The sequence below is a fragment of the Leptothrix sp. (in: b-proteobacteria) genome (assembly GCF_965250675.1).
GTDB lineage: Bacteria > Pseudomonadota > Gammaproteobacteria > Burkholderiales > Burkholderiaceae_C > Sphaerotilus.
The window spans coordinates 72,338-88,482 of sequence record NZ_CBDFPH010000001.1 but is presented as its reverse complement, the minus strand read 5'-3'; the positions used below and the strand labels follow the sequence as shown (position 1 = coordinate 88,482).

Genomic DNA, 16,145 nt, shown 5'->3' with positions numbered 1-16,145 from the left:
CGGTCAGCGTGAGCGTCGACTACGCCAGCGGCAGCCTGGCCGCGCAGATCACGGCCGCGCTGAACGCCACGCCCGCGCTGGACGCCAGCCTGGCCGGCAACGTGATCACGCTCAGCGACGCCGCCGTCGGGGGCGTCGATCCGCTCACCGACGCCATCAGCGTCACGGTGCAGACGCTGCAGCCGGTGACCGAAGCCGGCCTGGCCCAGGTCGGCGCCACCAGCGACGCCGGCCAGCGCGTCAGCCTGACCGGCCTGCCGGTACGGGCCGACCTGCAGTACCGCATCAACATCGGCGGCACCGCCTACACGCTCACCGCCACCGGAACGGACACCCTGGCCAGCGTGGCCAACAGCCTGGCCAGCCTGATCGATGCCGATGCGACCTACGCCGCCACGGCCACCACCGACACGGTGGCGGCCACCTGGACGGCGGTCTCGGCAGCGCTGCAGGCGCAGATCGAGCGCGGTGAAGCCGTCAGCGTCTGGCACGCCCGCCCGATCGACTTCAGCGGGGCCGTGACGGGCGGCAGCAGCGCCGTCACCTACACGCTGACGGTGGGCAACGACACCGTCAGCGCCACCCTGGCTGCGGCCGATGCCGACAGCTCACCCGCCGACCGCGCCCGCGCGGTCGCGGCGGCGCTCGCCGCGCTCACCACGGCCGGTGCGCCCACCTACGGCATCGAAGTGATCGGTGACGTGCTGTGGATCACCCGGGGCGCCGACAACGCCGTCGTCAGCATCGCCAGCAGCAACCCGGCCGACGTGCTGGTGACACACAGCGCCGAGGTCGACGCCCGCCGCCTGACCCTGGTCGCCAACGCCACCAACACGCCCTTCAGCGTGCAGGGCGCCGCCCTCGCGGCGGCCAACGCCGTGAGCGACAACGGCAGCGTGCCGAGCGTGGTCGCCGCACCCGGCGTGGCCCAGGTGAGCGACTTCGTCTTTGCCGGGGCCGCACCGGTCGCCGGCCTGAGCTACACGGTCATCCTCGATGGCAAGGCCTACGGCGCCCAGGTGGGCGTCAATGCCGCGCTGACCTTCGGCGCGGCCGAACGCGATACCGCCATCAGCCTGAGCATGACCGACGACGCGGGCGTGCCCGTCAGCGATGCCGGCACCCTGGCCTGGCTGGCCGGCCTGCGCCTCACGCCCGCCGGCAGCACGCTGCCGCGCACGCTCGACCTGAGCGGCATGGCCGACGTGCCGGCGGGCGAGACCCGCCAGTTCCTGCTCAGCGTCGGCGACGTGCAGGTGAGTCACCTCGCCACCGCCGGCAGCACGCCCACCCAGGTGCTCGACGGCCTGGTGACGGCACTGGCCGAGCGTGGCATCACCGCGACCGCTGCCGTCTCGACCGTGGCCGCCAGCTGGGCCGGCGTGCTCGGCCAGCTGGGCGAGCGCATCGCCGCCGACGGCACCGTCAGCACCAACGTCGACGCCACCGCCCGCCAGCTCACGCTGACGGCGACGGCCGCCAACACGCCGTTTGCCGTGCAGTCGGCCAGCGTCAGCGACCGCAGCCTGCTGACCCGCGATCCGGCACTTGCCGTGGTGCAAGCCGGCCAGGACGCCTTCCAGAGCAACACCGTGGTCTTCGCCGCCGAAGGCGCGGCTGCGGGCTACACCCTGACCGCAGGCCACCGCTTCACGGTGGCGGTCAACGGCCGCAGTTACACCGCCACCATCGGCCAGGCCGGCGTGGTGGAGAACAGCTGGGCTGCGGTGCTGGGTCAGTTGCAGAGCCTGATCACCGCCGGCGAAGACGCCGCCTACACGGCCGACCAGGCTGCGGCCACAGCGGCCGGCGTGCCCTTCGTCGGCACGCGCCTGGCCGTCAGCATGGACGCCACGGCGCGCAGCCTGACGATCAGCGCACTCACGCTCAACGCCAGCTTCGTCGTCAGCGACGCGCAGGTGGTGTTCGCAGGCGTGCAGGCGGTGACCGGTGCGGTCACCGAGGCCGGTGCGACGCCGCAAGTCGCCGCCGGCCAGCTGCAGGCCCAGGTCAGCAGCGTCGCCTTCTCGGGCTCGCCGCGTGCCGGCGTCGGCTACACGATCAGCGTCAACGGCAGCGCCACCACGGTGGCCGTGGGCGAGATGGTCAACGGCGCCAGCGTCACGGCCGACTGGACTGCGGTGCTGGCGGCGCTGAAGTTCAAGCTCGATGCCGGTGGGGTGGTCAGCGCGGCCTTCGACGCCACGCTGCAGACCCTGACGCTGACGGCGGTCCAGGCCAACCTCGGTTTCAGCGTGTCGGCCTCGGCGCGCGACAGCAATGTCTCGCTGCTGCAGGTCACGGGCAACTATGTGCTGGTGGTGCCCGACCGGGCGCCCGGCAGCTACGGCCTGAAGTCGGTCGGCGGCAGCCTCACGGTCGTCAACCTGCCGACCCATGCCGGCGAAACCCTGACGCTGGCGGCCGACAACGCGCTGGTCGTGGTCTCGCCGCTCGACGTCGGTGCCAGCGGCAGCATCAGCCTGGCCGCCGGCCAGGGCCTGACGCTGGGCGGCACGGTCACCGCCGGCAGCCTGGACGTCCGCGCGGGCGACCAGCTCACGCTGACCACCGCAGTCAGCAACCTGTCGGTGCAGCTGAGCACGCCGGCCGGCGCGGCCAGCAAGAGCAACTTCACGCTGCTGCAGCTCGATGCGGGCAGCCCCGACCTGGCGATCAGCACGATCACGCTCGACGGCGGCGATATCGACATCGAGGCCGACGGCGACATCGTCATCGGCCAGATCATCGGCAGCGCCGGCACGGTGCGGCTGGTCTCGCGCACCGGCCGCGTGGTGGTGCAGGGCCTGGCCGACGCAAATGCGCTGGTCATCGAGGCGGCGCAGGGCGTGACGCTCGGCGGCGCGGGCCGCAGCATCGACGTCGACACCCTCGACGTCCAGGCCGGCGGCGACATCGACGTGGTCGACGCCAGCGGCCTGACGGTGCAGCGCATCGTCAGCAGCGGCCAGGGCGCGGTGTCGGTGCAAACCGGCGGCGCGCTGGTGCTGGACGGCGCGATCACCGCCGCCGGCGCCAACGCAGTCACGCTGCGCAGCAGCGCCGGCGGCATCACGCTCAACCAGGCCATCCGCGCCGCAGCGGGCGCGATCACGCTCGACGCGGCCAACGGCCTGGTGCTGGCCGACATCGGCGACCTCACCACCACCAGCGGCGCCATCCACCTGGATGCCGGCACCGGTGCGCTGCGCATGAGCGGCGAGACCGTGGTCGACGCCGGCAGCGGCGCGCTCGACCTGAGCGCGGCCGGCACGGTCACGCTCGGCCATCTGCGCACCACCCACGGCGGCGATCTGCGCATCGAAGCGGGCGGCCTGTTCGCCGCCGCCGATGCCAGCCACACCGTCATTTCAGCCGCCAACGCCCGGCTGCTGGTTCTCTCCAGCGGCGGCATCGGCGCGCTGCTTCAACCGATCGAAACCCAGGTCAACACCATGGATCTCCTGAACACAGGCAGCGGGGACATCTCTGTCATCGAAGTCGATGCACTCGCGCTCGACCAGGTGCAGCAGCAGGCAGCCGGCGACGTGCAGATCCGCACCCAGGGCGGCGACATCGACGTGCTGGCGCTGGGCATCACCAGCTCAGCCGGCGGCAACGTCGAGCTCTACGCCGGCGCCGGCGCCGTCACCCTCGACGGTGCAGGCATTGCCACCAGCGGTGGCAGTGTCAGCGTGGTCGCCGAAAACGGCGACCTGACGCTGGCCGCCGGCATTCATGTGGCAGGCAGCGGCGACATCCTGCTGCGCGCCACCCAGGGCGACATCCTCACCGCGTCGACCGACGCGCAGTGGCTGCGCCAGGCCGACGGCAGCTTCGACCCCGACCTGAACTGGGCGCTGCTGAACGGCCGCTTCAGCGTCGACGTGGCCACCGGCGAGGTCACGGCGAGCTACCTCAGCAGCGCCGACAGCCTGCTGCACGGCCTGGTCAACGGCGACGTGCTGCGCGCCGCCGGCGGCGCCTATGTGCAGACCACCGAGGGCCAGCTCAGCCTGCTGGCCAGCGGTGGCATCGGCCAGAACGTGGCCGGCTTCACCTACAGCCCGCTGGCGATCTATGCCGACGCCGCCACGCTGGTGGCGTCGAGCACCTCGCGCGCCGACGTGGCCGTCATCACCACCGACGCGGTGGGCGTGGGCAGCGCGGCGCCCGACGCCTCGGGCTCGCGCGGCGGCGCCACCCAGGTCAACAGCCTGTCGGGCACGCAGACCATCCAGGGCGCGGTCGACGCGGCCGGCGAGGACATCACCGTCGCGGCCGACGACGTCGACATCGACGCGCCGATCCGCAGCGCCGACGCGACGCTGACGATCAAGCCCAACAACCCGACCCGCGCCATCGTCCTGGGCGACCTGGTCACCAATGCCGACCAGACGCTGGCGGTCAATGCCGGCGTGCTGGCCACGCAGACGCTCAACCTCGACCGCGCCGACCTCGGCAACATCGGTGCCGGCCTGGGCGGGCTGGTGATCGGTGCCAGCGGCAGCGCCAACCCGATCTACCTGACCAGCAGCGATCCCGGCCAGGCCCTGGTGCTCAACGCCCCGACGACGCTGTACTCGGACGGCAGCGGCGGCTCGATCCTGATCGGTGCCGACCTGATGCTGCCGTCGCTGATGATCTTCGGCTCCGGCGAGACCACCACGCTGACGGGCACGACCACGGTCACCAGCGGCTCGGCCATCATCAACGACTCGGCCCGCGTGCGGGGCAGCTACAGCATTGCCGCCACCACCGCAGCCAACAGCGACATCGTTTTCGGCCAGTCGGGCCACAACTTCTTCGTCGTCGGCGACGGCCCGGCCACCACCGACACGCTGAACCTGGCGGCCAGCGGCAACATCGAGTTCATCGCGCGCTTCATGGGCGCCGACAGCGGCGAGGCCGGGGCAGACTACCTGGATGGCCTGACCATCACGACCGCGCGTGACGTGACCTTCGACGAGGAAGTCGTCATCGACGGCAGCATCCTCATCAACGCCACCGGCACCGTCACCTTCACCAAGGGCGTGCGCCTGCTGGGCGGCGGCAGCCTGTCGATCACCGGCGCCAGCCAGATCAACTTCGCCATCGGCAGTTCGGTCACGCTCGAAGGCGGCGGCAACCTGCTGCTCGAAGCCAACGAGATCACCTTGGCGATGGCCGAGGAGTCGGTGCAGGGCACCGGCTCGGTCACGTTGCGCCCGACCACCCGGACCCAGGCCATCGCGGTGGCTTCGCCCTCGGGCATCGGCACGACCGACGTGCTCAACCTCGACACCACCGAACTGCTGACGCTGCGCGAAGGCTTCAGCAGCATCACCATCGGACACGCCACCGGCGGCCATGCCGACGTGGCCGCCGCCGCCAGCCTGGTGACGATCGGCGCCAACGGCGCCGCCGAAGCGCTGACCTTCCGCGACAGCACCGCCATCTACGGCGGCAGCATCACGGTCAGCGACTACAGCGCCGCCGGCACCGTGCTGCGCATGGGCGCGGCCGACACGCTCAAGCTCGACGCGGTCAACAACATCCAGATCTTCAACGAGATCGAAGCCGACTCGATCACGCTGGTCTCGGCGCAGGGCAGCGTCTCGCAAGGCGATGTCGCCAACGACCAGAAGCTGGGAGAGGCACTGCGCAGCCTGGAACTGGTGGTGCAGGCCCAGGCCGGCGTCAACCTGGCCTCGATCGAGACCCCGCTGCTGTCGGTGGCCAACGCCGGCAGCGGCGACATCGTGCTGGGCGTCAACGGCGTGCGCTCGCAGGCACCGATCGGCCGCTTCGACGCCACCCAGATCAGCGGCGACGTCGCCGTGGCACGCCTGCAGCAGACCTCGGCCGCCGCCAGCGGCAAGATCGAACTGACCGCACGCGGCGGCAGCGTCACCGTGCTGGGCGGCAACGTCAGCAACGCCGCAGCGCTCACGCTCAACGGCACGGCCACGGCGGGCGTCAGCAACGCCGCCAGCGGCACGCTGCTGCTGGCGGTCCAGGGCAGCGGTGAAGACCTGCTGATCAACCAGGCCGTCACCAGCCGTGGCGCGCTGACGCTGAGCGCGGCCGACGCCCTCACCACCGCCGCCGGCGTCCATCTGCAGGCCACGGCCACGGGCAGCGACATCAGCCTGAGCGCCGGCACCGGCGCCATCAGCCAGGGCGGCGACATCACCTCGGGCAGCCTGGGCAGCACCGGCGGTCTGGTCAGCCTGGCGGCGGGCGGCGCCATCACCATGGTCGACGGCACGTCCATCACCTCGGTGGGCACCAGCGGACGCGCCAGCCTGCAGGCCGGCGGCCCTATCGCGCTCAGCCATGTGGCGGTGACGAGCAGCGTCTCGGCCACCAGCACCGGCGGCGCCATCAGCGACAACCTCACCGGCAACGGCCTCAACCTCGACGGCGACGCCGCCGCCGCACTGCTGTTCGCGGCCAGCGGCATCGGCAGCGCTGCCACGCCGCTGCGCACCCAGGTCGCCAGCCTGGTCGCCACCGACACCAGCAGCGGTGGGGTCTACATCGTCGAAGCCACCAGCCTGACCATTGCGGACAGCCTGCCGCTGGGCCTGAGCCTGGCCGGCGTCACCGCCGACGCGGGCGTGGTCTCGCTGGTGCTCACCAGCGGTGACCTCTCGGTCATCGGCGGCATCAGCAGCACGGCCAGCGGCACCGGCAACAGCGGCAACATCCTGCTGCAGACCTTGTCCGGCAGCATCGCCGTCAACGCCGACATCGGCTCGACCAGCGGCCATATCTCGCTGCGGGCGAGCGGCGGCGTCGACATCGGCACGGCAGCCGAAGGCGTGTCCATCAGCACGCTGGCGGCCGGCAAGTCGATCGATGTGCAGGCCAGCGCAGGGGCCGTCACCATGGGCACGAGCGCCAGCCTGGCCGCCAACAGCGGCGCGGTGCGCGTGGCGGCCAGCGGCAATCTGGTGCTCGGCCTGGTCGATGTCGGCAACGCCGGCACGGCCAGCCTGACCGCCGGCGGCGCCATCCTCGACGCCGATGCCGATGCAGCCAGCCAACTCGTCAACCTGCGCGGCCAGTCCGCCCGCCTGGACGCCGCCAGCGGCGTCGGCAGCGGCGCCAATGCGCTCGAACTCGACCTGGCCCAACTGGCCGCCCGAAGCACGGCCAGCGGCGGCCTCTTCTTCAGCGAACGCGACGCCCTGAGCGTGACCAGCGTGGCCGCCACCAGCGTGCAGCGTGTCGCGGCCGACGGCAGCAGCGCGGCCGTGACCGACGCCGCCGCACTCACCGGCCTGACGGCGGCCAGCGACGCCGCCATCGTGCTGCGCAACGGCACGGCCGTGGCCGGCAACCTGACGGTCGACGCGGCCCTCGGCGCACCGGGCGCGGGCGCCGTGCTGCTGCAGGCGCTCAACGGCGCCCTGATCGTCAATGCCGACGTCGATGCCGGCACCGGCGCGCTCAGCGCGCTGGCCAGCGGCGACCTGAGCCTGGCGGCCACGGCCGACCTGCTCAGCGGCGCCACCCTCGACCTGCGCGCCGGCTCGATCACGATGAGCCATGGCGCCACCGTGCGCAGCAGCGACGGCGGCAACATCCGCATCGTGTCGACGGGCACGCTGCAACTGGGCGCCCTGAGCACCACGGCGGACGTGAGCCTGAGTGCGAGCTCCATCACCGATGCCTTCGTCAGCGGCACCGACTCGGTCAACGTCACGGCCGACGAGCTGCGCATCACCACCACCGGCACCGCCTCGGGCGACGGCGCGGGCACGGGCGCAAACGCGATCGAGACCGCCGTCACCACGCTGGCGGCCAGCATCGCCGGCACCGGCTCGGGCGGCCTCTTCATCCGCGAGGCCGACGCCCTGCAGATCGGCACGCTCAACGCGATCAACGTCACCCAGGTCGGCTCGGATGGCGTCACGCTCACCGCCACCAGCGATGCAGCGCAGAGCAATGTCGTCAGCGGCGCGAACCTGATCCTCACGACCACGGTCGGCAGCATCCGCTCGCTGGCCGGCGGGGCGATCACGGCCAGCGGCAACGTGCTGCTGCAAGCCGGTGGCGCCACGTCCGACCTGACGCTGGGCGCCAGCCTCACCAACACGCTCGGCGGCGGCCACACCAGCCTGAACGCCGGGCGCGACCTGCTGCTCGACGCCAGCGTCAGCGCGCTGGAGGCGGGCAAGAGCATCGACCTCGTGGCCACGCGCCACATCGTCATGGCCGATGCCACGGCCGTCACCAGTGCCAACGGCCACATCAGCCTGGCGACGACGACCGGCAACATCACGGTCGAGACCCTCAGCGCCGGCTCCGGCAGCGTGATCGCCAACGCCAGCGGCAGCGTGATCGACCAGGACAGCGACGCCGACGGCGCCGCCCCGGCCGACATCAGCGCCGCAGGCCTCATCCTGCAGGCGGGCAACGCCATCGGCAGCGGCAGCAACGCCCTGGAGACCGCCGTCACCACGCTGAGCGCGCGGGCCGGCGCCGGCGGGCTGTTCCTCAGCGAGGCCGATGGCCTGAGCGTCGACACCCTGACCGTGCAGGTCAGCCGCGTCGACAGCGCGGCGCTGGCCACGCTCACCACCCACGCGGCACAGTCCGATCTGGCGACCACCGCCGGCGGCGCGCTGGTGCTGCAAAGCACCACGGGCGATCTGGTGCTCAGCGACAACGTCAGCGCCGCTGGCGCGGTACGGATCCAGGCCACGAGCGGCGCGATCACGCAGAACAACCTGATCGACGCCGGCAGCGGCGCGCTCAGCCTGATCGCCGGCAGCAGCTACACCCAGAAGGCCGCGATCACGACCACCGGCAGCGGCACGGTCGACCTGCGTGCGGGCAGCAACATCACGATGGACGATGGCACGGCCATCAGCGCGGACGCCAACATCCGCATCGTGGCGGGCACCACCCTGCAGCTGGGCGCCGTGAGCACCACCGGCGACGTCAGCCTGAGCGCCGGCCGCCTCACCGATGCCTTCGTCAGCGGCACCGACTCGGTCAACGTCACGGCCGACGAGCTGCGCATCACCACCACCGGCACCGCCTCGGGCGACGGCGCGGGCACAGGCGCGAACGCGATCGAGACCGCCGTCACCACGCTGGCGGCCAGCATCGCCGGCACCGGCTCGGGCGGCCTCTTCATCCGCGAGGCCGACGCCCTGCAGATCGGCACGCTCAACGCGATCAACGTCACCCAGGTCGGCTCGGATGGCGTCACGCTCACCGCCACCAGCGATGCAGCGCAGAGCAATGTCGTCAGCGGCGCGAACCTGATCCTCACGACCACGGTCGGCGGCCTGAGCACCCTGGCCGGCGGCGCGATCACGGCCAGCGGCAACGTGCTGCTGCAAGCCGGTGGCGCCACGTCCGACCTGACGCTGGGCGCCAGCCTCACCAACACGCTCGGCGGCGGCCACACCAGCCTGAACGCCGGGCGCGACCTGCTGCTCGACGCCAGCGTCAGCGCGCTGGAGGCGGGCAAGAGCATCGACCTCGTGGCCACGCGCCACATCGTCATGGCCGATGCCACGGCCGTCACCAGTGCCAACGGCCACATCAGCCTGGCGACGACGACCGGCAACATCACGGTCGAGACCCTCAGCGCCGGCTCCGGCAGCGTGATCGCCAACGCCAGCGGCAGCGTGATCGACCAGGACAGCGACGCCGACGGCGCCGCCCCGGCCGACATCAGCGCCGCCGGCATGATCCTGCAGGCGGGCAACGCCATCGGCAGCGGCAGCAACGCCCTGGAGACCGCCGTCACCACGCTGAGCGCGCGGGCCGGCGCCGGCGGGCTGTTCCTCAGCGAGGCCGATGGCCTGACCGTCGACACCCTGACCGTGCAGGTCAGCCGCGTCGACAGCGCGGCGCTGGCCACGCTCACCACCCACGCGGCACAGTCCGATCTGGCGACCACCGCCGGCGGCGCGCTGGTGCTGCAAAGCACCACGGGCGATCTGGTGCTCAGCGACAACGTCAGCGCCGCTGGCGCGGGCGCCGTGTTGATCCAGGCCACGAGCGGCGCGATCACGCAGAACAACCTGATCGACGCCGGCAGCGGCGCGCTCAGCCTGATCGCCGGCAGCAGCTACACCCAGAAGGCCGCGATCACGACCACCGGCAGCGGCACGATCGACCTGCGTGCGGGCAGCAGCTTCACGATGGACGATGGCACGGCCATCAGCGCGGACGCCAACATCCGCATCGTGGCGGGCACCACCCTGCAGCTGGGTGCCGTGAGCACCACAGGCGACGTCAGCCTGAGCGCCGGCCGCCTCACCGATGCAGGCACCGGCGGCACCGACTCGGTCAACGTCACGGCCGACGAGCTGCGCATCACCACCACCGGCACCGCCTCGGGCGACGGCGCGGGCACAGGCGCGAACGCGATCGAGACCGCCGTCACCACGCTGGCGGCCAGCATCGCCGGCACCGGCTCGGGCGGCCTCTTCATCCGCGAGGCCGACGCCCTGCAGATCGGCACGCTCAACGCGATCAACGTCACCCAGGTCGGCTCGGATGGCGTCACGCTCACCGCCACCAGCGATGCAGCGCAGAGCAATGTCGTCAGCGGCGCGAACCTGATCCTCACGACCACGGCCGGCGGCCTGAGCACCCTGGCCGGCGGCGCGATCACGGCCAGCGGCAACGTGCTGCTGCAAGCCGGCGGCGCCACGTCCGACCTGACGCTGGGCGCCAGCCTCACCAACACGCTCGGCGGCGGCCACACCAGCCTGAACGCCGGGCGCGACCTGCTGCTCGACGCCAGCGTCAGCGCGCTGGAGGCGGGCAAGAGCATCGACCTCGTGGCCACGCGCCACATCGTCATGGCCGATGCCACAGCCGTCACCAGTGCCAACGGCCACATCAGCCTGGCGGCGACGACCGGCAACATCACGGTGGAGACCCTCAGCGCCGGCTCCGGCAGCGTGAGTCTGGTGGCCAACACGGTGTCGACCGACGGCAGCGCCGGCCACCTCATCGACCGCGACGGCCTGCTGGCCGAAGACGCCGAGGTCGACATCAGCGCGGCGGGCCTGATCCTGAAAGCGGGCACGGCCATCGGCACGGGCGCCAACCACCTGGAAGTCTCGGTCGACACGCTCAGCGCGCGTGCAGGCGACGGCGGCGTCTTCCTGAGCGAAAGCAACGGCGTGGCGGTCAACACCCTGACCATCGCGGTCCACCGCGTCTCTGCCGATGCCAGCGTGCCGTTGACGCCCAGCGGCACGGCAACCGTGACGCAGCAGGACCTGGTCGTGACCGGCGTCGGCGCCCTGGTGCTCGACGTCGCAACCGGCGACCTCACGGTCAACGCCGGCACGGCCAACACCTCGGGCGTGCTGGTCGGCGCGGGCGCGGTGCGCCTGAACGCACAGACCGGCAACTTGGCACTGAATGCCGGCCTGATCAGCACCGGCGGCAGCGCGATCAGCCTGCACGCCAGCGCGGCCCTCAGCCAGGCCAGTGCCGGCAGCATCAGCACCACGGGCGCGGCCAGCATCGACGTGACGGCCGGTGCGGCCATCACCATGGCCCACGGCGCAAGCGCCAGCACCGACGGCGGCAACATCCGCTACAGCGCCGGTGCCGCGCTGCAACTCGGCGCGCTGGCCACCACGGGCAACGTCAGCCTGGCCGCCTCGACGGTCAGCGACGCCGGCTCGGGCGGCAGCGACACGGTCAACGTGACGGCCGACCAGCTGCGCATCGTCACCACGGGCACGGCGACTGGCAACGGCGCCGGCAGCGGTGCCAATGCGCTGGAAACCCGCGTCAGCCGCCTGGCAGCCGACGTGGCCGGCACGGGCACCGGGGGCCTCTTCCTGAGCGAAACCGACGCGATCGACATCGGCGGCCTGGAGGCGATCAACGTCGTGCAGGTCGGCCGTGACGGCTCGGTCAGCACGCTGAGCATCGATGCGGCCCTGGCAGGCCTGGCTTCGGCCAGCCACCTGAGCCTGGGCACGATCGACGGCGCCATCCGCACGCTGGCAGGCAGCGGCACGGTCAACACGGCCGGCAACCTGCTGCTCAGCGCGGGCGGCACCGCCAGCAGCCTGACGCTGGGTGCGGCACTCGGCAGCCGTGACGGGGCCATCAGCCTGCTGGCGACCGGCGCCCTGAACCTGCTGGCAGATGGCGACGTGCGGGCCGACGGCCCGGCCGCCACCGCCAGCGTCGACCTGGCCGCCGGCAGCGTGATCAGCATGGCCGACGGCGCCGTGGTGCAGAGCGCGGGCGGCAACATCCGCGCCGCCGCGACCGGCGACATCACGGTGGGCGTGCTCGACGCGCGCAGCAGCACCGACCGCAGCAGCGGCCTGCTGACCGGCCAGGCCTCGACCTGGGGTGCGGTCAGCCTCATCAGCAGCGGCGGCAGCGTGCTCGACAACGCCGGCGACAGCACGGTCACCGACGTCTACGCCCGCGCGCTGCGCCTGAACGCCGTGGCGACCAGCCACGGTGCAGGCCAGGCCGGCAATGCACTCGAAACCGAAACCGCGCTGCTCAGCGCCACGTCCGGCGCTGGCGGCGTCTTCATCAGCGACGCCAGCGACGTCACCATCGACCGGTTGGCAGCGATCTCGGTCCAGCGCGTGGCCATCCATGCCGGCACCTCGACGGCACAGACCACCGACGCAGCGCAGGAAGACCTGCTCGTTGCCGGCAACGGCGCGGCCGTGCTGCAGGCACGCAGCGGTGGCATCACCGTCAACGCCGGCACGGCGGGCAGCAGTGGCATCAGCCTGGCAGACAGCAGCACCGTGCTGCTGCAGACCCTGGCCGCCGACGGCGACATCACCTTGAACGCCGACGTGGTCAGCACCAGCGGTGCGATCAGCCTGCTGGCGGGCCGCCACATCGGCCTGACCGCCGGTGCCGATGTGCGCACCGGCGGCACCGGCACGCTCGACCTGCTGGCCGGCACCGGCTCGGTGTCGATGAGCGACACCAGCCAGGCCGCCGCCACCCGCGGCGACGTGCGCGTGCAGGCGGCCCAGGACATCGTGCTGGGCGGCATCGCCACCAGCGCCAACGCCAGCCTGACGGCCACGGCCGGCTCGATCCTCGACGGCGGCGACAGCCTCATCGACGTGGCCGCCAGCGGTCTGCGCCTGAGCGCAGGCACCGGCGTGGGCACGGCGGCGAACGCGATCGACACCCAGGTCGCGACGCTCGGCGCCCGCGCGGGCAGCGGTGGCGTCTTCGTGCTCGAAGCCGATGGCCTGGCCATCGACGACGTGGTCACCAGCGCCAACGGCGCGATCGTGATCCGCAGCAGCACCGGCGCCTTGACGCTCAACGACGGCGGCGCCATCAGCGCGAACGGCACGGGCACCGTGCTGCTGCAGACCCTGGCCGCCGACGGCGACATCACCTTGAACGCCGACGTGGTCAGCACCAGCGGTGCGATCAGCCTGCTGGCGGGCCGCCACCTCGGCCTGACCGCCGGTGCCGATGTGCGCACCGGCGGCACCGGCACGCTCGACCTGCTGGCCGGCACCGGCTCGGTATCGATGAGCGACACCAGTCTGGCGGTCAGCGCCAGCGGCGACGTGCGCGTGCAGGCGGCCCAGGACATCGTGCTGGGCGGCATCGCCACCAGCGCCAACGCCAGCCTGACGGCCACGGCCGGCTCGATCCTCGACGGCGGCGACAGCCTCATCGACGTGGCCGCCAGCGGTCTGCGCCTGAGCGCAGGCACCGGCGTGGGCACGGCGGCGAACGCGATCGACACCCAGGTCGCGACGCTCGGCGCCCGCGCGGGCAGCGGTGGCGTCTTCGTGCTCGAAGCCGATGGCCTGGCCATCGACGACGTGGTCACCAGCGCCAACGGCGCGATCGTGATCCGCAGCAGCACCGGCGCCTTGACGCTCAACGACGGCGGCGCCATCAGCGCGAACGGCACGGGCACCGTGCTGCTGCAGACCCTGGCCGCCGACGGCGACATCGCCTTGAACGCCGACGTGGTCAGCACCAGCGGTGCGATCAGCCTGCTGGCGGGCCGCCACCTCGGCCTGGCGGCAGGCACCGACCTGAGCAACGGTGGCGCCAGCATCGACCTTGACGCGGCTGCCCGCCTGTCCATGGCGGGCAGCGCGACAGCCCGGGCCGTGGGAGGCAGTCTGCGGGCCCATGCCGGTGGCGACATCGTGCTGGGCGCGCTGAGCGCCGACGCACTGAGCGTGCGCGCCGATGCCGGTGCGATCAGCCGTGCGACGGGCAGCCTCACCAACCTGAGCGCGACCCAACTGCGCCTGCAGGCCAGCGGGGCGATCGGCGCGGTGCTGAATCCGCTCATGCTGGCGGCGGGCACGCTGTCGGCACACAGTGCAGGTGTGGGCTCGACGGGCATCTACATCCACGAAGCCGATGACGTGACCATCGATACGGTGGCCGTCAGCGTGGCGCGGGTGGATGCTGCAGGGGCCACGACGGCCGTGACCGACGCGGCCCAGTCCGACCTGGTGGCGCAAGCCGGTGGCGACATCGTGCTGCAGGCCAGTGGCCGCATCACGCTCAACGACGGCACCGGCCAGACCGACGGCGTGGCCGTGGCCACCGAGGGCGCCGGCAACGTGCGCCTGCTCAGCCTGGGTGGCGCGGCGACGGTCAACGCCGCCATCGTCACCGAGCAGGGCAACGTCGACCTGTCGACGCGCCAGAGCGTGATCTGGGGCGGCAACGGCCAGGTCACCAGCAACAGCCCGGCGACGGCCGGCACGCTGACCATCAAGCCGGTCAGCGCCGACCAGGCCATGACCATCGGCTCGACCCTGCCCAGCGGTCCCGCAGCCGGCCAGTGGTTCTTCAACACCACCGACCTGGGCCGGCTCGATCCGGGCTACGCGCTGGTCGTGATCGGTGGCGACACGCAGACCGGCAACATCACCATCGACGGCAGCGTCGACCCGGTGCGCTTCGACAGCCCGGTCGAGGTGCGCGCAGCGGCGGGTTCCACCGTCGTGCTGCGGGGCGATGTGCAAGCGGCTTCGCTGCTCGTCACCGGCGCGGCGCAGGTGGTGCTGAGCGACGCGAGATTGACCGCGACGGCCCCTGAAGGCATCCGCTTCAGCGGCACGGCCAGCCTGAGCGGCAACGTGGTGTTCAGCGCCGACGCGCTGAACCTGGAAGGCGGCGCCAACAGCCTGCAGCCAGCCGATCCGACGGCCACGCTGACGCTGCTGGCCAACGATCCGGCCCGCACGATCTACGTCGGCAGCGCGGCGCAGGCGCAGGACGGCCTGCTGATCGGCAGCCAGACCCTGGCGGCGTTGGGTGACGGTTATGCCCGCATCGAGATCGGCCATGCCGATCTGAGCGGTGCGCTGCAGGTGGTGGGCAACGCCACCTTCGACGACGCCGTGACGCTGTGGGGCCGCACGCTCACGATGCAGGCAGGCAGCAGCCTGACGGCGCTGGGCGACGTGGCGCTGATGGCGCGCGACGGCCTGGTGGTCGACCACATCGCCGCCACCGGCCAGACGGTGACGCTGCGCTCCGAGGCGGTCGGCTCGACCATCTCGGCGCTCACGTCGGCCAACGGCACGGCGAACGTCGTCGCCGACCGCGTCGACCTGCAGGGCATGGGCCCGCTGCTCGGCCAAGGCAACGCCGTGCGGGTGCAATCCGCCACGGTCAACGTGCTGGCGCCCAGCGGCATGGTGGCGCGCCAGACCCAGGCCAGCGGCGACGTCAACTACGTGGTGATGAGCGCGGGTTCGGTCTACCTGCAGCTGGTCAACGCCGTGACGCAGAGCGTGGCGAGCGGCCAGGTCGACCTGTCGACGCCGACCTCGGTGGCACAGACCGTGGCTGCGCCCACCAGCAACACGCTGCGCGCAACCACCTACCTGCTGCCGATCGAGCCGATCGCGCCGCTGTCGCAGACGCTGCGCCTGGGCGAATCCGGTGCCACCGCAGCCGCGTCCAGCTGGCGCAGTGCCCAGGACTGGAGCGTCAGCGCCAAGGTGGCGCGCCTGGCCTCAGCCGACATCGTGCTGGATGCGGCCGACTCGGGCGATGATGCGCTGCCCGACTGGAGCCACGCCTATCTGCTCGGCGAGCTCGACCGCCAGCCCACCTCGTCGGGTGTGGCGATGGTCGGCTCCGGCGCATTCGATTACTGGGTCGAGTCCCTGACACTGTGA

At 72.1% G+C, this 16,145-nt stretch carries 1 protein-coding gene (cut by a window edge); it reads left to right on the top strand.

Features of this window, described 5'->3' with window-relative positions:
* On the top strand, positions 1–16,145 hold the end of the coding sequence (locus AC5IG3_RS00315) for an LEPR-XLL domain-containing protein (RefSeq protein WP_491896830.1). The gene continues 24,985 nt to the left of window position 1, outside the view; only the last 16,145 of its 41,130 coding nucleotides appear in the window; the start codon falls outside the window, past its left edge; the stop codon is at positions 16,143–16,145.